19 protein-coding genes and 1 tRNA gene are annotated in these 20599 nt (G+C 68.6%); 9 read left to right on the top strand and 11 right to left on the bottom strand.

Annotation, left to right across the window (positions count from 1 at the left end; all coding sequences use genetic code 11):
* Positions 1-52: 52 nt before the first annotated feature.
* Positions 53-811 (top strand): helix-turn-helix domain-containing protein, encoded by a 759-nt coding sequence (locus IB227_RS15615; RefSeq protein WP_132862862.1) that lies wholly within the window; start codon positions 53-55, stop codon positions 809-811.
* Positions 812-866: 55 nt separating this feature from the next.
* Here IB227_RS15615 and thrC read toward each other — a convergent pair whose 3' ends face one another.
* The 6 genes from thrC to IB227_RS15585 form a co-directional block, all read right to left on the bottom strand.
* Complete coding sequence (gene thrC, locus IB227_RS15610) at positions 867-2174, bottom strand: threonine synthase (RefSeq protein ID WP_192288140.1); 1308 nt, start codon at positions 2172-2174, stop codon at positions 867-869.
* Positions 2175-2209: 35 nt separating this feature from the next.
* On the bottom strand, positions 2210-3154 hold the full coding sequence (locus IB227_RS15605) for a homoserine kinase (protein ID WP_192288139.1): 945 nt from the start codon (positions 3152-3154) through the stop codon (positions 2210-2212).
* Positions 3151-5655: a bifunctional aspartate kinase/homoserine dehydrogenase I gene (gene thrA / locus IB227_RS15600; protein ID WP_192288138.1), complete on the bottom strand. Its 2505-nt coding sequence runs from the start codon at positions 5653-5655 to the stop codon at positions 3151-3153. The genes IB227_RS15605 and thrA overlap by 4 nt, the downstream gene beginning before the upstream one ends.
* Positions 5656-6146: 491 nt before the next feature.
* Positions 6147-7091 carry a DMT family transporter gene (locus IB227_RS15595; RefSeq protein ID WP_192288137.1) on the bottom strand — a complete coding sequence of 315 codons (945 nt, stop codon included), beginning with the start codon at positions 7089-7091 and terminating at the stop codon, positions 6147-6149.
* Between the two features lie 44 nt (positions 7092-7135).
* Positions 7136-7861: an AraC family transcriptional regulator gene (locus tag IB227_RS15590; RefSeq protein WP_192288136.1), complete on the bottom strand. Its 726-nt coding sequence runs from the start codon at positions 7859-7861 to the stop codon at positions 7136-7138.
* A 160-nt stretch (positions 7862-8021) separates the two neighbouring features.
* Positions 8022-8098: transfer RNA gene (locus IB227_RS15585), tRNA-Arg, on the bottom strand.
* Positions 8099-8464: 366 nt separating this feature from the next.
* On the opposite strand from IB227_RS15585, the gene IB227_RS15580 reads away from it, so the two are divergent.
* The 6 genes from IB227_RS15580 to IB227_RS15555 all read left to right on the top strand — a co-directional run bounded on the left by IB227_RS15580 (position 8465) and on the right by IB227_RS15555 (position 14176).
* Entirely contained in the window at positions 8465-9997 is a 1533-nt protein-coding gene (locus IB227_RS15580) for an aldehyde dehydrogenase family protein (protein ID WP_132862856.1), read from the top strand.
* Between the two features lie 87 nt (positions 9998-10084).
* Entirely contained in the window at positions 10085-10372 is a 288-nt protein-coding gene (locus IB227_RS15575; protein WP_132862855.1) for a DUF4190 domain-containing protein, read from the top strand.
* 7 nt (positions 10373-10379) lie between these two features.
* Positions 10380-11150 (top strand): class I SAM-dependent methyltransferase, encoded by a 771-nt coding sequence (locus tag IB227_RS15570; RefSeq protein WP_192288135.1) that lies wholly within the window; start codon positions 10380-10382, stop codon positions 11148-11150.
* A 4-nt stretch (positions 11151-11154) separates the two neighbouring features.
* Positions 11155-12210, top strand: a complete 1056-nt coding sequence (locus tag IB227_RS15565; protein WP_132862853.1) for a quinone-dependent dihydroorotate dehydrogenase — start codon at positions 11155-11157, stop codon at positions 12208-12210.
* Entirely contained in the window at positions 12207-13253 is a 1047-nt protein-coding gene (murB, locus tag IB227_RS15560) for a UDP-N-acetylmuramate dehydrogenase (protein WP_192288134.1), read from the top strand. The genes IB227_RS15565 and murB overlap by 4 nt, the downstream gene beginning before the upstream one ends.
* A gap of 53 nt (positions 13254-13306) precedes the next feature.
* Positions 13307-14176, top strand: coding sequence for a DMT family transporter (locus IB227_RS15555; protein WP_192288206.1), 870 nt, complete (start codon positions 13307-13309; stop codon positions 14174-14176).
* 3 nt (positions 14177-14179) lie between these two features.
* Here the strand turns inward: IB227_RS15555 and IB227_RS15550 are convergent, their stop codons facing one another.
* Both IB227_RS15550 and IB227_RS15545 read right to left on the bottom strand, forming a co-directional pair.
* Complete coding sequence (locus IB227_RS15550) at positions 14180-14893, bottom strand: LrgB family protein (RefSeq protein ID WP_192288133.1); 714 nt, start codon at positions 14891-14893, stop codon at positions 14180-14182.
* Positions 14883-15302, bottom strand: a complete 420-nt coding sequence (locus tag IB227_RS15545; protein WP_192288132.1) for a CidA/LrgA family protein — start codon at positions 15300-15302, stop codon at positions 14883-14885. Before IB227_RS15545 ends, IB227_RS15550 begins: the two co-directional genes overlap by 11 nt.
* Before the next feature lie 70 nt (positions 15303-15372).
* Between IB227_RS15545 and IB227_RS15540 the strand changes: the two genes are divergently transcribed.
* Positions 15373-16266, top strand: a complete 894-nt coding sequence (locus tag IB227_RS15540; RefSeq protein WP_192288131.1) for a LysR substrate-binding domain-containing protein — start codon at positions 15373-15375, stop codon at positions 16264-16266.
* Positions 16267-16337: 71 nt separating this feature from the next.
* Here IB227_RS15540 and IB227_RS15535 read toward each other — a convergent pair whose 3' ends face one another.
* Together IB227_RS15535 and IB227_RS15530 are read right to left on the bottom strand one after the other, a co-directional pair.
* Positions 16338-17507, bottom strand: coding sequence for an MFS transporter (locus tag IB227_RS15535; protein WP_192288130.1), 1170 nt, complete (start codon positions 17505-17507; stop codon positions 16338-16340).
* Complete coding sequence (locus tag IB227_RS15530; RefSeq protein WP_318639555.1) at positions 17504-18631, bottom strand: serine hydrolase domain-containing protein; 1128 nt, start codon at positions 18629-18631, stop codon at positions 17504-17506. The genes IB227_RS15535 and IB227_RS15530 overlap by 4 nt, the downstream gene beginning before the upstream one ends.
* A 184-nt stretch (positions 18632-18815) precedes the next feature.
* On the opposite strand from IB227_RS15530, the gene IB227_RS15525 reads away from it, so the two are divergent.
* Positions 18816-19709 carry a LysR family transcriptional regulator gene (locus IB227_RS15525; RefSeq protein ID WP_192288129.1) on the top strand — a complete coding sequence of 298 codons (894 nt, stop codon included), beginning with the start codon at positions 18816-18818 and terminating at the stop codon, positions 19707-19709.
* Positions 19710-19790: 81 nt separating this feature from the next.
* On the opposite strand, the gene IB227_RS15520 is transcribed toward IB227_RS15525, so the two are convergent.
* The gene (locus IB227_RS15520; protein ID WP_192288128.1) at positions 19791-20519 is read right to left on the bottom strand and encodes a hypothetical protein; all 729 of its coding nucleotides are present in this window, start codon (positions 20517-20519) and stop codon (positions 19791-19793) included.
* Positions 20520-20599 lie beyond the last annotated feature (80 nt).

Here is a 20599-nt window from a genome sequence, read left to right as displayed (position 1 = left end):
CCCCGCTGGCCGCATGAAGTATCATTTACCTCATCTTCCCCTCACCCGTGCCATGTCCCGGTCTGCCCCAGGCTCCGAGCTTTCCCCCGTTTCGTCCGCTGCCCAGGAAAGCAGCGGCGCGCGTGAATGCCTGCATTGTTCGGTCCGGCACCTGTCGGTCTGCTCGGCGCTGTCCTGCGATGAAGTGCATGCGCTGGAGCGGATCACCGTGTCCCTGCCGGTGCCGATGGGGGCCACCCTGGCCCGTTCCGGGGAGCCCCGCACTTATGTCTATACAGTGACCGAGGGCGCGCTGCGCCTGGTGCGGACGCTGGCCGACGGCCGGCGCCAGGTGAATGGGTTCGTGCTGCCGGGCGACTACCTGGGCCTGAGCGGCAGCGACCTGCACCGTTACGACATCGAGGCCATCGCCGACAGCCGGGTCTGCCGGGTGCCGACCACGCAGATGCGCGACCTGCGCCAGCACCACCCGCACCTGGAGCGCAAGCTGCTGCAGCGCGCCTGCCAGGAGCTGGACGCGGCCCAGGACAACGCCCTGGCGTTGGCCCGCCTGCAGCCGCCGGAGCGGCTGGCCGATTTCCTGCTGCGTCTGGCCGCCCGCGAGGCAACCCTCGCCGGCCACAGCAGCAACCGGGTGTCGCTGCCGATGGGCCGCGGCGACATCGCCGACCACCTGGGCCTGACCATGGAAACGGTCAGCCGCACCTTCACCAAGCTGCGCCAGCAGGGCCTGATCGCCCTGCCCCACCTGAACGTGGTGGAGATCCTGGATTTCGCCGAGCTGCAGAAGCTGGCCAACGACGGCGCCTGAGCGCCCCCGCACAGCAGCGTCGCCTGGGCGCGATGCGGGGACGGCCCCGATGCGATCAGCCCGCGCCGGCCAGCAACATTTCGCGCAGGGCGGCATAGTCCGGCGGGCACGGGTCCGCATGGGCCGGGCGCTTGAGCAGTTCGGCCAAGGCTGGCGGCACCGGCACCTCGCGACCGATCAACGGCTCGACCACCGATTCGAACTTGGCCGGGTGCGCGGTCGCGGCGACTGCCCAATGCGTTTCGGCCGTGGCTTCACCGCTGGCGCGCAACTGCTCCAGCACCTGCACGGCGGTGGCGGTATGCGGGCAGAACACCTCACCGTGATCACGGAAGCGACGGGCAATGGTGGCGCGGATGGTCGCATCGTCCACCGAGCGCGACACGAAGGCCGCACGCAGCGCTGCGTCGTCGCCGGCATACAGCCAACGCAGGCGCTCGAAGTTGCTCGGCGCGCCCACGTCCATCGCATTGGCCAAGGTCGCCACGCTCGCCGTCGGTGCGTACGCGCCGCCGTTGAAATAGTCCGGCAGCACCCGGTTGGCGTTGGTAGCCAGCACGATGCGCCCCAACGGCACGCCCAGCGCGCGGGCGATCACTGCCGCCATCGCATTGCCCAGGTTGCCGGTGGGAATGACAAAGTTCAGCGGCGTTCCGTATGCGGCCTGATGGCTGAGCGCGGCATGCGCGTAGTAGCTCATCTGCGGCAGCAGGCGACCGAGACTGATGCTGTTGGCCGAACTCAGTGGCACCTGCGCCTGCAGCTCGGCATCGTTGAGTGCCTGCTTGGCCATGGCCTGGCAATCGTCGAATGAGCCGGCCACGCGCAGCGCGCGGATGTTGCCGCCCAGGCAGCCCAGCTGGTGCGCCTGGCGCGGCGATACGCGGCCGTCCGGGTACAGCACCACCACCTGCAGGTGGGGCTGGTTGTGGAAGGCGGCAGCCACCGCGGCGCCGGTATCACCGGAGGTCGCCACGATGATGGTCAGCGGGCGCTCCTGACCGGCGCGCAGCCGTGACAGGCTGGCGGCGAGAAAGCGTGCGCCGAAGTCCTTGAATGCGGCGGTCGGTCCGTGGAACAGCTCCAGCACGTGATCGTTGCCGGTAGCCAGCGGCTGCAGCGGCGCGGGGAAATCAAACGCCTGCGCGCAGATGGAGGGCAGCGCCGCTTCCAGGCCATCGCCGGCGAAGAACGGCTGCAGCAGTTCGGTGGCGGTCGCCGCCAGGCTGTCGCCTGCGCGTACCGTGCGTGCGGCCGGCATCTGCTGCGGAACGTACAACCCGCCGTCGGGGGCCAGTCCGGCGGCAATCGCCTGGCTGAGCGTGGCCGGCGGAGAGGCATTGCGGGTGGAGATGAAGTTCATTGCGGTTTCCGGAAAGTGTCTGTTCGAGTGCGCGTTCAGAGCAACGCGGCACCGGGACTGTTCAAGGGAGTGACCCAGGCCTGGCTGCCAAAGCCAGCAGCGGCGAAGGCCGCCTGCACGCCGGCGGAAGCGGCCTCGGCGGCCTCACGCGTTTCAAACCACGCGAACACGCTGGGACCGGCACCGGAGATGCTGGCGCCCATCGCTCCGGCATCCAGCGCGGCCTGCTTGGCCGCATCGAAGCCGACGATCAACGGTGCGCGGCGCGGCTCCACCAGCACGTCGGCCAGGCCTGCACGGACCAGCCCGGCATCGCCGGCGTGGCAACCGGCCAGCACCAGGGCCAGGTTGGTGCTCTGCGCGACGAACTCCTTCAGCTCGTACGCGCCCTGCAGGGCGGCGCGGGCACGACGGGTTTCCAACTGCGCGTCGGGATGGACCAGCAGGCTGTGCCAGGCGTCAGGCACCGCCACCGGCACCAGCCGCTCCAGCGTCGACATCACCAGCCCGCCCAGGAACATCGGCCCAAGGTTGTCGCCGTGGCGGCTGCCGCTGGCCACCGCCTCGCCATCCAATGCGTACAGGTACAACTGCTCGCGCGACAACGGCGCGTCGAGCAGCGCGTTGGCCGCTACCAGCGCGGCCACGCACGAGGCCGCCGACCCGCCCATGCCGGAACTGAGCGGGATGCCCTTGTCGATCTCGATCTCGAAACCGAACGGCAACGACAGTGCGTCGCGCAACGCGATCAAGGCCGCGCCCGCGGTGTTGCGGGGTGCATCGGTTGGCAACGCCACCGCCGTGCCACGGATCGCGCTGATCCGCACTTCGGGCGCATCGATGCGACGCACCGTCACGGTGTCGCCAACGCCGGGCACGGCATACCCCAACAGATCGAACCCGACCGCCACGTTGGCGACCGAGGCCGGTGCGAAGGCACGCGCCTCGCCTCGACCGGAACCCTTAAGTACCGCACTCACAGGCGTGCCCCCTCGCCCGCGGCGACCCGCAGCACGTCGGCAAACACACCGGCCGCGGTGACTTCCGGGCCCGCGCCCGGACCCTGCACCACCAACGGGTTGTTGCAGTAGCGGCCGGTGGTGAACTGCACCACGTTGTCGGTCAGGCGCAGGTTGGCGAAGGCATGGTCGGCCGGCAGTTCCACCAATCCCACGCTCGGGGCCTGGCCCGGCTTGAACTGGGCCACGTAGCGCAGCACGCAGCCGCGCGAACGTGCATCGTTCAGGCGCTGGGCGAAGGTGGCATCCACCTCCGGCAACGCCGCCATGAAATCCTCGACGCTGGCCTGCTGCAGCGATGCCGGCACCAGGCTTTCCACCGCCACGTCCTCCAGGCTCAGGTCGTGGCCAGCCTCGCGGGCAAGGATGACCAGCTTGCGCGCCACGTCGATGCCGGACAGGTCGTCACGCGGGTCCGGCTCGGTGTAGCCCATGCCACGCGCCTGGGTGACCAGCTCGGAGAACGGCACGCTGCCGTCGTACTTGTTGAACAGCCATGCCAGCGTGCCGGAGAAGATGCCGGCGATGGCGGTGACTTCATCGCCGGTATCGACCAGGTCGCGCAGCGTGGTGATGACCGGCAGGCCCGCACCGACCGTCGCCTCGTAGCGGAAGCGCGCGCCGCTGGCCTCGGCCGCCGCGCGGATGGCGTGGTAGCGCACCAGCGGGCCGGCACCGGCCTGTTTGTTCGGTGTGACCACGTGGATGCCGGCGGCCAGCCAGCCGGCGTAGCGCTCGGCCACTTCCGGGCTGCCGCTGCAGTCCACGATCAGCGTGTGCGGCAGGCGTGCGGAGAGCAGGTGCTCGGTGAACAGGTCCAGGTCGGCCGGCGACCTGGATGCCTCGAACGCCTGTTTCCACTCACCGTGCAGGCCACGCTGGTCCAGCAGCATGCGCGTACGCGAGGTGACCGCGCGCAGGCGCAGGTCGAGCTTGGCCTTGGCCAGCAACTGCGGCTGAGCGGTGTTGAGCTGGTCCAGCAAGGCCGCGCCGACGTTGCCCGGCCCGATCACGCCCACCGAGAACGTCTGCGGCGACAGCCAGAAGCCGGCATGCGCGGCGCGCAGTGCCTTGGTCGCGTCACGCGCGTCGATGGCCACCGAGATATTGCGCTCGGACGAGCCCTGCGCGATGGCCAGGATGTTGACGTGGGCCCGGCCCAGCGCTTCGAACAGGCGCGCCGCCACGCCGGGCTGGCCGGCCATGCCATCACCCACCGCCGCCAGCACGCTCACGCCGGCGGTCAACTGGACACGCTGCACCTGGCCGGCGGCCAGTTCATGCGAGAACGCCTGCACCAGCGCCTCACGCGCCTGCTCTGCCTCGCCCTGCTTGACCACGCAGCAGATCGAATGCTCGGACGAACCCTGCGAGATCATCACCACCGACACATGCGCGTTGCGCAGCGCCGAGAACACCCGCTCGGCCGTGCCCGGCACGCCGATCAGGCCGGTGCCCTCGACGTTGAGCACGGCCAGGTCCGGGCTCAGGGTCAGGCCCTTGATCGGGCCGGCGCTGGAGCTTTCACCGGTGATGCGGGTCCCCGGGTGATCGGGCTGGAAGGTATTGCGGATGATGATCGGCAGGCCGCGTTCGATCGCCGGCGACATCGTCTGCGGGTGCACCACCTTGGCCCCGAAGTACGCCAGCTCGCAGGCCTCGTCGTAGCTCAAGGCATCCAGCTGCACCGCTTCGGGCACCACCCGCGGGTCGGCCGAGAGCACCCCGTCCACGTCGGTCCAGATGTGCAGTTCGTCCGCTTCGAACAGCGCGGCGAAGATCGCACCGGAGAAGTCGCTGCCATTGCGGCCCAGCGTGGTGATGTGGCCCTTGCGGTCACGGGCCACGAAACCGGTCACCACCAGGCGGCGTGCCGGATGCGACTGCCGCCACAGCTCCAGCTTGGCCGCGCTGGACTTCCAGTCCACGTCCACGCCGAGTTCGCCGTGGTTGACCACCAGCACCTCGCGCGCATCGAGCACATCGCAGTCCTCGCCCAGCGCCTGCAGGTGATGGCCGAGCAGGTGCGCGGAGAACACTTCGCCCAGACCCTGCACCCGGTCCAGCACTTCCTGCGGCAGTTCGCCGATCACCGCCAATGCGGCCAACACGTCATGCAGGCGCGCGAAACGCGCATCCAGCCATTCGACGGTCGCGCCGGAGTGCTCACCCAGCAGCGCGGCGGCGGCGGCGCGGTGACGCGCCCGCAGCTCATGCCAACGTTCTTCCCAGTTCGCATCACCCGCGCCGGCCAGCCGCGCCAGTTCGATCAGCGCGTCGGTCACGCCCTTCATCGCCGAGACCACGGTGACCTGCACCTGCTCCTGGCGCGCCAGCAGCAGCTGGGCGACATGGCGATAGCGCTCGGCATCGGCCACGGAGGTGCCGCCGAATTTATGGACGACGGTACGGACGGCGGCGTCCGCGGCGGGATCGGCGAGTGAAGCGGCAACTGACGACATCGGATCAACCTCGTTGGGAGGCCCCGACACGCATCTGGATGGAGTTCCCCCGCATCCTGATCCGGGTGCGGGGCCGTGGTTTTCGGAAATTACGCGAAGACGACGGGCCGCACCGGGCAAGTGGTGACGGTAATAGTGGTGGTGGTAATCGAGGTCGCCGGGCCCTGCGCGCGGCACGACACACCCCGGTGGGGTGGCAGCGGCTGGGCGGTGGTCAGGGCGGCGAACATGCGTTCAAGAAAACACCGACGGTCAGGCCACTGTCAAGTGCTGCAGCGCAAAAACCGGCTTGAAGGCATCGTCGGCGAAGCTGCCGTCAAAAGTTGCAAATGTCACGAAGCATCAACTTCGCGCATCTTTCTATGAAGAACCGCGATCCCTTCACCCGCGCATTGGTTGCCATCGCAACCGGCGCTCCGGCACCGCATTCACGCCGCCGCCACTGGCGTTGCGCGTGTTCGCATCGAGCGTACCGAACTGCGCGGAATGACCTACGCCGATTCAGCCACTGGCCCGGTCGGACGATGCGCGGCGGCACTCCACACCACCCCGGCCAACAGGCAGGCGGCCGCGACCAGTTCGATCGGCAACGGCCAACGCTGTTGCCACAGGAAGCCGTACAGCAGGCCGAACAGCGTCTCGAACACGATCATCTGCCCCCCCAGGGTCAGCGGCAACGCCCGGCTGGCCCGGTTCCAGCAGGCGTTGCCCAGGATCGAGGCGAACAAGGCCACCGCCGCCGCGACCGCCCAGAAGCCGACCCATTCGTTGCCGCTGTGCGTGCGGCTGTCACCGAGGAATGCCACCGGTGCCAGCAGCAGCGCCAGCGCCCCGGTCGCCACGCCGGTCAGCAGTGACCAGTCGTGCCCGGACAGCTGCGGCACCCTGGCAAGCCAGCGGGTGTTCCAGACCGAGTACGCCGTCCATGACACCAACGCGCCGACACCGCACAACAGGCCGACCATACGCTGCAGCGTGCTGCCGTGCACATGGGTCGAGCCGACCGCCTCGTAACCCATCAGCACCACCCCGGCCACGCACAGCGCCAGTGCCGGCGCCAGCCGCGACAGTGGCACCGCGCCAGGCTCCCGCGAGCCGACGACCGCGACCAGTACCGGCACCATGCCCACGATCAGCGCCGCGGCGGCACCGCCGCTCCATTGCACCGAGATGGACAGCAGCACGAAATAGATGAGATTGCCGAGCAGGCTCAGCCAGGTCAGTGCGGTCCATTCGATCCGACCGATGCTGGCGCGCAGCGTCTGCCAACGCGGCACCAGCAGCACGATGGCGATCAATCCGTAGACCAGATAACGGGCGGCGGCCAGTTGCAGCGGCGAGAAGCCGGACAGCATCGCTGGCGCGAGGAACACCACACCCCACAACGCGCCCGAGGCCACGCCGTTGGCAATGCCCACGCCCATCGATCGATTCATCTCGCACCACGCCATCCTTCGGGCCGCGCAGTGTAGGCCCGCGGTCAGGGCGTGTCTTGACCGAAACTACTGGCCTGGGCCCGCCACTGGCGCGGGCCCAATCCGGTTTCCCGGCGCAGCGCACGGGTCAACGCGCTGTGCTCGGAGTACCCGGCCCGCAGCGCGATATCACTGATGCTGGCGTTGCTGCCCTGCAACTGCTGCTTGGCCCAGCGCAGCCGCGTTGCCCCTACCCAGGCCAGCGGCGAAAGGTCGAACTCGCGGGCGAATACCGCATGCAGGCGACTGCCACTGACCCCGACTTCGGCCGCCATCCGTGCCACCGTCCAGTCCGCCCCAGGCGTCTGGCGAACCCGCGCGCACAGGGCCTGCAGGCGTGCACCGCTGCCGGCTGGCGCGAACCAGCGCAGCAGCAGTGGCAATGGGTCATGCCCGGCGGTGTGGCGCGGGTCCTGCAGGTGCTGCAACAGATGGCGCGCATGCCCGGGCAGGGCCAGCCAAGGCACGCGGCGCAGGTGCTCGAGCGTGTCATCGTCCAATGAACCGGGCGGGCAATCGATGATCAGGCAGCAGTTCTCGCCCCGCCCTTCCAATGCATGGATTTCGCCTGCCGCGACGAAGGCGCCCTGCAGCGGATCGAGTCGACCGCCGTGGCCAGAGACCTCGAACTGCAGGTCACCCCGTACGGGCAGCACCCACTGCGAGAAGTCATGGCACTCCTGTCCGGTCGGAACCGGATAACGGCGCAAGTGGCGGGACGTGGCGGACATCGCCGCAGTCTGCATCGCGGCCTTGCCTGCGGCAATCCGCCTTCCGTCGCACTCGCGCGTAGCCCACGACGCGAGACGCCCCCCGTCCATGGCATCACGAGGCAGCCGAGGCAGTAAGGGGAGGCAATGGCTGCGCCATGCATGGCCAGCATGGGAACGCTGGCGGCCCCGACACGATTCGAACGTGCGACCTGTCCCTTAGGAGGGGACCGCTCTATCCAGCTGAGCTACGGGGCCTGAAATTGGGTGCCAAGAGTACAGGCAAGCTCGATCAACGACCAGCATTGCGGAGGGTCGACGCATATCAGCATGCTTGAAGAAGGATGCCCTCCAGGCCGAATCACCACGTTCAGCAGCGCACTGTCCCAGACAAACAAGCCCCAAAGCCCCTTGCTGAACAACAAATGGAAGGCGTGGGCGTCACTCCTCGAAGGGAGGCGCCTCCGGACATGACCCGGCCACTCTCCGCCCCCCGCTTTGACCGGCCAGCCGCCCCGGCCCGGGCCATGGCCGGACATGCACCTCTGTTACCATTCTGTATTCCGCCCGCCGTTTCCCCCACGCCGGCGGCGGGCATTCAACGCCACAGAAACAGGAGTTTGCATGTCTTCCGAGCTGCTCAAGGCCTTGGGCCTGGACGCCACCAACGCTGGCACCTACCTGGGTCAGGGGGAATGGTCCGCCGCCACCGGCGCCGGCGTCCTCAAGCCGCAGAACCCGACCACCGGCGAAGTGATCGCCGAGGTCCAGGCCACCACCGAGGCCGATTACGAGACCGTGATCGCCCGTGCTCAGGAAGCCTACAAGGTATGGCGCACCACCCCGGCCCCGCGCCGTGGCGAGGCCGTGCGCCTGTGCGGTGAGGCACTGCGCGCCAACAAGGACGCGCTGGGCTCGCTGGTCGCGCTGGAAATGGGCAAGTCCAAGCCGGAAGGCGACGGCGAAGTGCAGGAGATGATCGACATCGCCGACTTCGCGCTGGGCCAGAGCCGCATGCTGTACGGCTACACCATGCACTCCGAGCGCCCGGGCCACCGCATGTACGAGCAGTACCACCCGCTGGGCCTGGTCGGCATCATCTCGGCCTTCAACTTCCCGGTCGCGGTGTGGAGCTGGAATGCGTTCCTGGCCGCCATCTGCGGCGACGTGTGCATCTGGAAGCCGTCCAACAAGACCCCGCTGACCGCCATTGCCACGATGAAGATCTGCAATGACGCACTCAAGGCCGGCGGCTTCCCGGACATCTTCTTCCTGATCAACGACGCCGGCACCGCGCTATCGGAAAAGATGGTCGACGACCGTCGCGTGCCGCTGATCTCCTTCACCGGCTCGACCCAGGTCGGCCGCACCGTCAACCAGAAGGTCGCCCAGCGCCTGGGCCGCTGCCTGCTGGAACTGGGCGGCAACAACGCCATCATCCTGGACGAGACCGCCGACCAGAAGCTGGCCGTGCCGGGCATCGTATTTGGCGCCGTCGGCACTGCCGGCCAGCGCTGCACCACCACGCGCCGCCTGATCGTGCATGAATCCATCTACGACAACGTGCTGGCCACGCTGGTCAAGGCGTACAAGCAGGTCGAAGGCAAGATCGGCGACCCGACCGATGCGGCCAACCTGATGGGCCCGCTGAACAGCCCGGAGGCCGTGCAGCAGTTCCTGGCCTCGATCGAAAAGGCCAAGGCTGCCGGCGGCACCGTCGAAACCGGCGGCACCGCCATCGACCGCCCGGGCAACTTCGTGCTGCCGGCGATCGTCACCGGCCTGAAGAACAGCGACGAGATCGTCCAGCACGAGACCTTCGCCCCGATCCTGTACGTGATGAAGTACAGCAACCTGGACGAAGCCATCGACATGCAGAACGGCGTGCCGCAGGGCCTGTCGTCCTCGATCTTCACCCAGAACCTGAAGACCGCCGAGAAGTTCCTGTCTGCGGCCGGCAGCGACTGCGGCATCGCCAACGTCAACATCGGCACCTCCGGTGCGGAAATCGGCGGTGCGTTCGGTGGCGAGAAGGACACCGGCGGTGGCCGTGAGTCCGGTTCGGACGCCTGGAAGGTCTACATGCGCCGCCAGACCAACACCATCAACTACTCCGACTCGCTGCCGCTGGCCCAGGGCATCAAGTTCGACCTGTAAGGTGAGACGGCTCCCGCCACGGCGGGAGCCCGCAGCATGGCGGACGGGCTTCCCGTCCGCTTTCCACATCTGAAATGGAGTTCCATCATGAGCATCCCCACTCCGCGCCAGACCAGCAGCCTTGCCGTGGTCAGCCTGGTTGCCGGCATCCTCGGCTGGACCCTGCTGCCGTTCCTCGGCAGCCTGGCGGCGATCATCTTCGGCCACATGGCCCGGGGCGAGATCCGCCGCAGCAATGGCCAGCTCGATGGCGATGGCCTGGCCGTCACCGGCCTGGTGCTGGGCTGGCTGTCGGTGGCGATGTGGGTGGTGGGCATCCTGGCCTTCGTCCTGTTCTTCGGCGGACTGGCCTGGCTGGCCGCACTGAACTCCTGAGGCCGTCATGGCGCATTCCGATTCCACCCAACGCTTCAGCAACCGCGTGGCGGACTATGTCCGCTACCGGCCCGGGTATCCGGCGGCGTTGCTGGAATGGCTGCACCGGGACATCGGCATCCCCCCGAGTGCCCGCGTGGCCGACATCGGCGCCGGCACCGGCATTTCCTCGCGCCTGTTCCTGGAGGCCGGTCATCCGGTCATCGCGGTGGAACCCAATGCGCCCATGCGCGAGGCCGCCCGTGACTGGCTGGCCGCAGACTACCCGCAGCTCACCCTGGTCGATGGCACCGCCGAAGCCACCACGCTGGCCGGCGCCAGCGTCGACGTGGTCGCCGCGGCGCAGGCCTTCCATTGGTTCGACACCGACGCGGTGCGCGGCGAATGGGCGCGCATCCTGCAACCCGGCGGCATCGCGCTGGTGTTCTGGAACTCGCGCCTGCTCGATGCCTCGCCGTTCCTGGTCGGCTACGAACGCCTGCTGATCGAGTACGGCACCGACTACACCGAAGTGGCCGAGCGCTACCAGAGCGATGCCCGGATGCGCGAGTGGTTCGGCGCCGGGCTGCGCGGCATCGCCACCTTCCCCAACGTGCAGTGGCTGGACCTGGATGGCCTGCGTGGCCGCCTGCTGTCCTCCTCCTACGCGCCGCAGGCCGGCCATCCGCGCCACGCGGCGATGCTGCAGGCCCTGCAACAGTTGTTCAACGACCATGCCGTCGACGGCAAGGTCGCCTTTGAGTACCAGACCCGCGCCTTCGCCGGCACGCTGAATTGAGCTTATGTATTCGATTGCCCGTCCCCTGCTGTTCACCCTCGACGCCGAACGCGCGCATGGCCTTGGCCTGTCCGCGCTGGACCTGGCCTGGCGCACCGGCACCACGCCGCTGCTGGCCGGCCGCGTCAAGCCGCTGCCCACCAAGGTCTGGGGCCTGGACTTCCCCAACCCGGTAGGCCTGGCGGCCGGGCTGGACAAGAACGGCGAGCACATCGAGGCCCTGTTCGGGCTGGGTTTCGGCTTCGTCGAGATCGGCACCATCACCCCGCGCCCGCAGGCCGGCAGCCCCAAGCCGCGGCTGTTCCGGCTGCCCAACCACGGCGCCATCATCAACCGCATGGGGTTCAACAACCTCGGCGTGGATGCGCTCGTGGCCAACGTGGAAAAAGTCCGCCATCGCCCCGGCCCGCTGGGCATCAACATCGGCAAGAACAAGGACACGCCCAACGAGGACGCGCTGTCCGATTACCTGGCGTGCATGGAGAAGGTCTACCCGCTGGCCGACTACATCACCGTCAACATTTCCTCGCCCAACACCGCCGGCCTGCGCGAACTGCAGGAGGAACAGGCGCTCAAGCACCTGGTCGCCGGCCTGCGCGAGGCGCAGGAACGGCTGGCCGCCCAGCATGGCCGGCGCGTGCCGATGCTGGTCAAGGTCGCCCCGGACCTGAGCGACCGCGACATCGACGCCGCGGCCCGGGTGCTGGGTGAACTGGCCGTCGACGGCGTGATCGCCACCAACACCACCATTGGCCGCCCATTGGTCGACGCCGACCCGATTTCGAAGGAAATCGGCGGCCTGTCCGGCGCACCGCTGCTGGGCCAGTCCACGCTGGTGCTGCGCCGCCTGCGCGCACGCCTGCCCGAATCGGTGCCACTGATCGGCGTGGGCGGCATCAGCTCCGGTGCCGACGCGGTCGCCAAGATGGCCGCCGGCGCCGCGTTGGTGCAGTGCTACAGCGGCCTGATCTACCGTGGCCCGGCCCTGATCGGCGATTGCGTCGACGCGATCCGCCGCCGCCGTGAATCCCCGTCGCGCGGCGCCGTCGCACCGCTATGACGACTGCTGTTGCCCCTTGGTCGCTCACCGAAAACGCCTCGCTGCAGCACCTGAACACCTTCCACGTCACCGCGCATGCGCCACACCTGTTGCGCATCGCCGACCCGGCGGCCCTGCCCGAAGCCCTGGCCACCGTCGTCGGGCAGGCGCCGCTGCTGGTGCTGGGCAGCGGCAGCAACGTGCTGATCGCCGCCGACCCCGAAGGCACGGTCCTGGCGTTCGACAACCGCGACATCACCATCCTCGAACACCGCGCCGACCATGCCATCGTCCGCGCCGGGGCCGGGGTGATCTGGCACGAACTGGTGCTGTGGTCGCTGGGCGAAGGCCTGTCCGGGCTGGAAAACCTGGCATTGATCCCCGGCACCGTCGGTGCCGCGCCCATCCAGAACATCGGTGCCTACGGCGCACAGGTCGGCGAGTTCATCCAGACCGTCGAAGCCTGGGATACCCGCGAACAGGCCTGGGTGCGCCTGGACCAGGACGCCTGCCTTTTCAGCTACCGCGACAGCGTGTTCAAGCAGGACGCCGACCGTTACCTGATCACCGCCGTCGAGTTCCGCCTGCCGCTGCTCAACGAACTGCGGCTGGACTACGCCGGCATCGGCGAGCAGCTGGACGCGATGGGCATCGCCCTGCCGGTCGCCGCCGACGTGGCCAATGCGGTGATCGCGATCCGTCGCCGCAAGCTGCCCGACCCCGATGTGCTCGGCAACGCCGGCAGCTTCTTCAAGAACCCGATCCTGCCGCTGGAACAGGTCGACGTGCTGCTGCAGCACTACCCGCAGTTGCCGGTGTTTCCCGGCAATGACCCGGGCAACCGCAAGGTCTCCGCCGCGTGGATGATCGAAGCCTGCGGCTGGAAGGGCCAGCGCGACGGCGATGCCGGCATCTCGCCGAACCACGCGCTGGTGCTGGTCAACCACGGCACTGCCAGCGGCGCGCAGCTGCTGGCCTTCGCGCGGCGCGTCTCGGCCTCGGTGCTGGAGACCTTCGGCGTCCCCATTGAGCCGGAACCACGGCTCATCGGCGCACGCTGGTGAGCCGCATTGCGGCCATCGCCCCCCAGCCCGCCCCCGTCCGCGCCGCGCTGCTGATGTTCGGCAGCGCGATGGCGTTCGGCCTGATGGCCATCGCCATCCGCTACGCCACCCGCTACGTGCCCACCCAGGAAGTGGCGTTCTTCCGCAACGGCTTCGGCCTGCTGGCGCTGTTGCCGGTGCTGCTGCGGCCGGGCCATGCCCCGTTGCGCACCCGGCAGCTGCCTCGCTACTTCGTGCGCAGCGCGATCGGGCTGGCCTCGATGCTGTGCGGCTTCTGGGCGATCGGCCACCTGCCACTGGCGCAGGCCATCTCGCTGTCGTATTCCACGCCGCTGTTCGTGACCCTGGCCGCGGTGCTGTGGCTGGGCGAGAAGGTGCGCTTCCGGCGCTGGGCGGCGGTGATCGCCGGCTTCATCGGCGTGCTGGTGATCGTGCGCCCCGGCTCGAACGGCTTCGCCGCTGGCAGCCTGATCGCGGTGCTGGCAGCCCTGCTCAGCGCGCTGGTGGCCATCCAGATCAAGCAACTCACCCGCGTCGACGGCCCGGATACCGTGGTGTTCTACACCTACGTGTTCTGGGTACCGCTGTCGCTGGTGCCGGCCCTGTTCGTCTGGGTCTGGCCCAGCGCCATCGCCTGGGCATGGCTGGTCGCCACCGGCGTACTCGGCACCGCCGGCCAGCTGTTGTGGACGCGCGCCCTGAAGCTCGGCGAAGTCTCCGCACTCACCCCGATCAGCTTCACCCAGCTGCCGCTGGTCACGCTGCTGGGCTGGTTGCTGTTCGACCAGGCGCTGGACCGCTGGACCGTGATCGGCGCACTGATCATCCTCGGCTCCAACGCCTACATCGCCCACCGCGAGGCGGTGCTGGCGCGCCGTGCCGCCACCCAGTCGCCCAGCGCCGCCGCCAAGCCCATCGAATGAGCCCTACAGCAGCATTGCCAACAGCGGTGCCGCAGCGACGTTGACCAGGCCGGCCATCACCATCACCAGCCCGGCGATGGCGCCTTCGCTCTCCCCCAGCTCGCGTGCCTTGGACACGCCCATGCCGTGCGCGCCCATGCCGAACAGCGCACCACGCGCCATCGCGCTGCGCACCGGCAGCACCTTGAGCAGCAGTTGCCCGAACAGGGAACCGCAGATGCCGGTGATCATCACGAACACCGCAGTCAACTCGGGGATGCCGCCGATGCGGCCGGACACGTCCATCGCGAACGGCGTGGTGATCGAACGCGGCGCCAGGCTCAGCCGCATTTCCGGCGACAGGTGCAGGGCCGTGGCCATCCACCATGCGGCCGTGATGGCGATGCCACTGCCCACCAGCACCCCGGCACCGAGCACTTTCCAGTGCCGTGCGATCAAGGCCCGCTGCGCGTGGATGGGCACCGCGAAGGCCACCGTCGCCGGACCCAGCATCGCCATCAGCCAATGGGTACCGCGCAGGTAGTCGTGGTAACTGGCATGCAACAACGAGGCCAGCGCCAGCAGCACCAATGGCGCGACGATCAGCGGCGATGCCCATGCCCGACCGCTGCGCCGGTACAGCTGCTTGGCGCCAAGGTAGGCCACGATCGTCGCCACGGCCCAGAACACCGGCCACAGCCACTGCACCAGGTGCGCAAACCCAGGGTCAACGTTCATCACGCTGGCTCCTGCGCAACAGCAGTTCCACCGTCATCGCCGTGGCCGCCATCACCAGCAGCGTGCCGCCGACCACCACCGCCAGCAGCTTCAGGCCCAGCCAGCCGAACATCTGCCGGTTGTCGAGCAGGATCATCGCCGCCGGCACGAAGAACAGCAGCATCTCGGCCAGCAGCCAGCGCGCGCCGCCGCTGAAGGTACGCGGTGACAACCAGCCCAGTGCGAAGGCCAGCAACAGCACGCACAAGCCAACGATCCCGCCCGGCACCGGCACGCCCCACTGCCGCATCAGGGCATCGGCCAGCAGCCAGACCGCGACCAGCGCCAGGATCTGCAGCACGCGGCTGCGCCGGAAGCCACGCCGCAGGCCCGCCCGGTGGCGGCGCAGGGAAACAAGGAAGGTATCCATGCCTCCTGTGTACGCCTGCCCATTGCATAATTAAAATGAATTGATTGAATCCAATAAATTCCAATTAAGAATGGATATCCGCCAACTCCGGATGCTGGTTGAAGTGGTCCGGCGGGACGGTTTCTCCGCCGCGGCCGAGACCCTGTTCGCCACCCAGCCCACGGTCAGCAAGGCCATCCGCCAGCTGGAAGAGGAGCTGGGTGAAACCCTGCTGGAGCGCTCCCGCCACGGCGTGCGGCTGACGCCCGCCGGGCAGATCGTCTACCGGCGTGCCCTGGCCCTGCTCGGCGAGCGCGAGGACATGCTGCGCGAACTGGAAGAACTGCGCGGCCTGCAACGAGGCGCGCTTCACCTGGGCCTGGCCTCGCTGGGCAGCGACGTGTTGTTCGCGCCCGTGCTGGCACGCTTCCGCCAGCAATACCCGCAGATCGAACTGCACGTGCAGCAGCGAGGCAGCGAGGCCCTGGAAGAAAGCCTGCGCGCCGGTGAGATCGAACTGGCCGCCAGCCTGCTGCCCGTGGCCGACGACCTGGAATGGCAGGCCGTGCGCACCGAGCCGCTGGTCGCGCTGCTGCCGCAGGCGCACCCGCTGGCACGGCGGCCGTCGCTGCAGCTGCAGGACCTGGCGCAGGTGCCGTTCGTGCTGTTCGAAAAGGGCTTCATGCTCAACCGCCGCATCGTCCAGGCCTGCCTGGCGCGCGGCTTCACGCCACGCGAGGCCACCCGCAGCGGCCAACCGGATTTCATCATCGCCCTGGTCGCCGCCGGCCTGGGCGTGGCCCTGCTGCCGCGCATGATCGCCGTGGCCCGGCCACGTCCGGACGTGGCCGTCGTGCCGCTGGACGCGCCCGAACTGGACTGGAAGATGGCACTGACCTGGCGCCGCGGCGGATACCTGTCCGCCGCCGCCCAGGCCTGGTTGCAGCTGGTCGCCGAATTCGCCCCGGAAGCCGGGCCCGGCTGACGCGGCGAGGCGGTGTCGGCACTGCATGGATTGCCACGCTGTCGCGACGCATTCCACGCACCCCGCGCGGGTCAGGCGACGCGTGCGCAGGCGTCCGCCGGTTGCCGCCAGGCCAGCCAAGCCGTCACTGCCAGCAGCACCATCACGGCCGGTGGAAACGCCCCCGCCCCGGCGTGCGTGAGCAGGACGCCACCGATCAGGCCGCCGCCGGCGATGGCCAGGTTCCAGGTGGTGACCAGCATCGATTGCGCCACATCGGCCGCCGCCCCGGCGGCTGTCGCCAGCGCGGTCTGGAACAGGGTTGCCGCGCCTCCGAACGCCAACCCCCAGATCGCCACCGCGGCGTAGACCACCACAGGCATGTCGCCCAGGACTCCCAGTGCAAGCGCAGCGGTGGCAAACAACCCCGTGCTGGCGAGCGTGAGCAGGCGCAGATGGTGGTCGATCCAGAGACCCACGCCGACGATGCCAAACAACGATGCGCTGCCGAACACCAGCAACACCAGGTCCGTCCGCGCCGCCATGCCCGCACGTGCCAGGAACGGCGCGATGTAGGTGTACAGGATGTTGTGCGCCAGCACGTAAGCCAACACCACGAGCAGCACCGTCCGCACCCCCGGCAAGGTGAACACCTGCCGCAGCGATGCCCTTCGACCGTTGTCCTGGCCGGGGAAGTCCGGCAGGCGCAGGCGTACCCAGGCCATCAACAACACCGCCAGCACGCTCATGATGCCGAAGCAGGTCCGCCAGCCCAGTACCTGGCCCAGCAGGGTTCCCGCCGGGATTCCCAGTGACAGCGCCAACGGCGTGCCGACCATCGCAATCGCGATCGCCTTGCCCTTCTGCGACGCCGGCACCATGCGCGTGGCATAGCCTGCCAACAACGCCCACAGCAGCCCTGCCGACACGCCGGCGCCGAAGCGCGCAAGCATCGTCAGCACAACGTTCGAAGAGAACGTGGTGACCGCGTTGGTCAGCGCGAAGCCGGCGATCGCGGCCAGCAACAACGCCCGTCGGCGCATGCCCTGGGTGGCGGTGGTCAGCGGGATCGCGGCGATCATCGAGCCCAGTGCGTAGACGGTGATGGTCTGGCCGACCCAGGCCTCCGACACCGCCAGCCCCTGCGCCATCTGCGGCAACAGGCCGGCCGGCAGCGCCTCGGTGAGGATGGTGATGAACCCTGCCAAGGCCAGCGCCAGCAGCGACGCCAGCGGCAGGCGGTCGTGCGAACCGGCCTTCATCGGGCACCGCCAGTGCCGGCGTACACCGCATCACGCACGTCGGCGACGAAACGCCCGGACATGCCCTCGTACAGAGTGTTGGTGAAAGCGACCACGCTCAATCGCTGCTGCCTGTCCACGAACCACGAATGCCCGTAGGCGCCGCCCCAGCGCCAGGTCCCGGGGCTTTCCGGCGAGCCCGCCAGCAACGGATCGCGCAGCACCGAGAAGCCCAGCCCGAAGCCGAACCCGGGGGCACCGGCCACCTCCGCTCCCCCGGTCTGGTCGCGCCCGGCCTCGTCCAGCAGCGCGGGCGGCAGCAGCGTTTCGCTGCGCAGCGCCTCGAGCAAGCGCAGGAAGTCGCCCGCCGTACCCGCCATGCCGGCACCCGCGGATGCGAATGCCATCGGGTCCAGGACGCGTGATGGACTGAACGGGATGCCGACCGTGCTTTCAAATGGGGCGACCACCTCGCCCTCGCCCAGCCGATGCGGCACCGGCTGGTCAGTCACATAGGCCACGGCCAGCCGCGCGGCATCGTCCACCACGAAACCGGTATCGCGCATCTCCAACGGGCCGGTCAGCAACGCGCGGACCGCCTGCGCCAGCGGTTGTCCGTGCACCTGTGCAACCAGCCGCCCCAGGACATCGGTGGCCAACGAGTACCCCCATCCGGCTCCAGGTGCATAGGCCAGCGGCACGCTGGCGATCCGGCGCAGGTTCTCGTCCAGGTCGAACCCGACCGCATCCATGCCGTCGGACACGCCGGCCCGTGCATAAGGCCCCTGCGTGTCTGCTTCGAAGAAGCGGTAGCCGAGCCCGGCCATATGGCTGAGCAGGTGCCGGGGCGTGATGACGGCCGGCTGTCCGTCGGCCAACCGAGGCTGGAACCACGGCAGCCATCGACGGATGTCCACGTCCAGATCCAGTTGCCCACGTGCAACCAGCAGCAGCGCCGCCATCGACACGATGGGCTTGCTGACCGAAGCAAGCCGGAAGATCGTGTCCAACTGCATCGGCCGGGCCGCCTCGCGATCGGCCATCCCGGCCGCCTGGCGGTGCACCCAGCGCCCATCCCGGCGCACCAGCACCACCGCACCCACCAGCCGATGCTCGGCGATGGCCTGGTCAACGACAGCCTTCACGGGTGCGCTGAGCGGCGAACGGTCGGGGGCTGGCAATGGCAAGGACGACGTCATCGTCATGGAAACACCTCACTGCTTGGGGGAGGTGTGACGATAGAAACCCTTCCATTCGGGAAAAAGTGGGCTACATTTCCGCTTTGTGCGGATACAAAAGTCCGCAATCACGCCACGTCAGGGAGCAGGGATGGACAGCCTCAACGGCTTCGTCGTGTTCGTGCAGGTCGCCGAGACCCGCAGCTTCGTGGCTGCCGGGCGGCAACTGGGCGTCTCTGCCTCGGCCATCGGCAAGAGCGTCGCGCGCCTGGAGGAAAAGCTGGGGGTACGCCTGTTCCACCGCAGCACGCGCAGCGTCACCCTCACCGCCGAGGGCGCGCTGTTCCTGGAGCGCAGCCGGCGCATCCTGGCCGAGATCGAAGCCGCCGAACTGGAGCTGTCCCAGGCCAGCGGCGCGCCGCGCGGGCGACTGCGCATCAGCCTGCCCCTGGTCAGTCCGTTGATGCTGCCGGTACTGGGCGAGTTCATGCGCACCTACCCGGACATCGAACTGGACCTGGACTTCACCGACCGCATGGTGGACGTGATCGAGGAGGGCTTCGATGCGGTGATACGCACCGGTGCCCCGGCCGACTCGCGGCTGTCGGCACGCCGCCTGGGCGCCTTCCGGCTGCAGGTCGTGGCTTCACCGGCCTATCTCGCCCGCCATGGCACGCCGCGCACGCCGGCCGACCTGTTGCATCACCAGTGCCTGCACTACCGCTTCCCCAACACCGGCAAGCTGGAAACCTGGGTACTGCGCCACCCCATCGCCGAAGGCGAACTGCAACTGCCACGGACCATGGTCTGCAACAACATCGAGACGCGGCTGTGCTTCGCGCTGCGCGGGCTGGGCATCGCCTACCTGCCCGACTTCGCCATCCGCGAGCCGCTGGCCGACGGACGCCTGCTGCCGTTGCTGGAAGACGCCATCGGCGCCACCGGCGTGTTCCACATCCTCTGGCCGGCCAGTAAGCACCCCTCGCCCAAGCTGCGGGCGCTGGTCGACTTCCTGAGCGAGCGGGTGTTCCCGGACAACCCGTAGCCAGCGCGGCAATAGCGGGCAACTGCAACCGTCGCGGCTGCCGGCAACCCGGGACAGCCCGACGCACGACGCCAATGGCCGTCAGAGATAGCGGACCACCATCGCGCCAAACACGCGACACAACAACACGGTCATCGCAAAGGCGGCCGCGAAGGAAAACAGCCAGTTCGTCTCGGCCTGGAGCAACCGCTTGCCTTCTTCATCGAGCAGCCCGGCGTCGCGCCGCCGCATCTGGCGCGACAGCAGCAGCATGGAAAGCAGCGAAAGCAGGACCAGCGGCACCCAGGCGAACAGCAGGGTCGCAAGGCTCCCTGCCGACGCCCATCCGGCGCTATGCTGCGCCAGGAAACCGCTGATGGCCACCTGGTTCCCGAAGGGCAGGAACACATGAAGCAAGGTCGCCATGCCGATGACCCGCAGGACGCCATGGCGCAGGCGCAACCCCCACGGCCAGCGCACGACCGGCGGCAGGGTCCGCCCGGCCTTCGACGGGAACGCGGTATCGACGGGGTTCATGCCGTCGGCAGTGCGCTTGCGGTCCTGATGCCAGAACTGGCGATAGAGCGCGCGATGCAGCACGAGGAACATGCCGGTCGCCATGAAGATGACCAGCACGATGTTGAAGGCAACTGCCCCGGCATCACGATCGGTTGACCCCCGCAGCAACACGACACCGATCCAGCCACCGAACACCAGCGTCCATCCGCCCAGGAACATCCCTGCGATGACCAGCCAACGTCGCCATTTCGGCCCGCGCTGCCAGATGCGCAGCCGGTCTTGCTGCACGCCCGTGTCCCGTTCTTCGTCCATCGCGCCTTCCTCGTGTGTGTCCCTGTTGCCTGCACACCCCCGCCGGTCCGGACCGAGGCGCAGGACTGCCATGCCGCATC

The sequence above is a fragment of the Stenotrophomonas sp. STM01 genome, assembly GCF_014852135.1.
GTDB lineage: Bacteria > Pseudomonadota > Gammaproteobacteria > Xanthomonadales > Xanthomonadaceae > Stenotrophomonas > Stenotrophomonas capsici.
This window is presented reverse-complemented; position numbering and strand designations above follow the sequence as displayed.